1 pseudogene is annotated in these 480 nt (G+C 32.3%); it reads right to left on the bottom strand.

Going from position 1 to position 480, the window contains the following annotated elements:
- Positions 1-71 precede the first annotated feature (71 nt).
- Positions 72-480, bottom strand: a pseudogene (locus AC2D8K_RS12605) (DUF5906 domain-containing protein); the annotation flags it as partial.

Here is a 480-nt window from a genome sequence, read left to right as displayed (position 1 = left end):
ATTACTTACCTTTATTGATACGTTCTTCTATGATAGGTACAAGCACTTCTACAAATGCTTCAATTTGTTCATTATTCATCGTCAAAGTCCTCCCAACCTAAGTTCAAATCATCTTCGTATAAGAACTCATCATCTGTTACATTCTCATTTTCATCGAATAAAATCATGTCATCTTTTTTATCAGTTTCTTTCCATCCTAAATCGACCCAATACTTATAACCATTATTTAGTCTACTTTGTACATTAAAATTAGCTTGAACCAAATCATTAATAACTTGAGAGCTTACTTTAATTTCCTCTCTAATAACCTCATTTAGCCTAGACACTTTGATACGTGACCCTGGTTTAATTGCTGTAAGTTTTCGGAGTAAATTAATACATGCTTTCTGATTTGGAATACTTACGGACCTGCTAGAAACAAATTCATATCCAAAATTTAACCAATCGTGAGTAATTTCAGTGACACGGCTATTTTCAAGG

The organism is Staphylococcus sp. 510, from assembly GCF_057219715.1.
This window is presented reverse-complemented; position numbering and strand designations above follow the sequence as displayed.